The organism is Pseudomonas sp. HY13-MNA-CIBAN-0226, from assembly GCF_040310305.1.
Classification (GTDB): domain Bacteria; phylum Pseudomonadota; class Gammaproteobacteria; order Pseudomonadales; family Pseudomonadaceae; genus Aquipseudomonas; species Aquipseudomonas gregormendelii.
Genome location: NZ_JBEOPS010000479.1, coordinates 1 through 250, shown reverse-complemented (window position 1 = coordinate 250; position 250 = coordinate 1). Strand labels below are relative to the sequence as shown.

Annotated in this window: 1 protein-coding gene; it reads right to left on the bottom strand. The window is 45.2% G+C overall.

What is annotated here, in order from left to right:
* The coding region (locus AAEZ05_RS29585; RefSeq protein ID WP_350650190.1) for an alkaline phosphatase D family protein at positions 1 to 250 on the bottom strand (250 nt) is incomplete at both ends.

Sequence of the window (250 nt, the reverse complement as noted above, 5' to 3'; positions counted from 1 at the left end):
CTATATAGCTGCCTTTGCTTTCAGTATGGAATCCAGCACCACCTTTCCATGAGTTGTCTGCAATCTCATGATCGTCCCAAACGGCGATAAAGGGGTGTTGACGGTGGCATTCTTGCAAGTCAATATCAGTACGATAGCAGGCATAGCGACGACGATAATCTTCTAAGCTAATAATTTCGTTTTTGGGCTCTATCGGACGCTCTTCGATCAGTGACTGGTCACGATAAAAGCCCTCTGGATACTCGTAAAT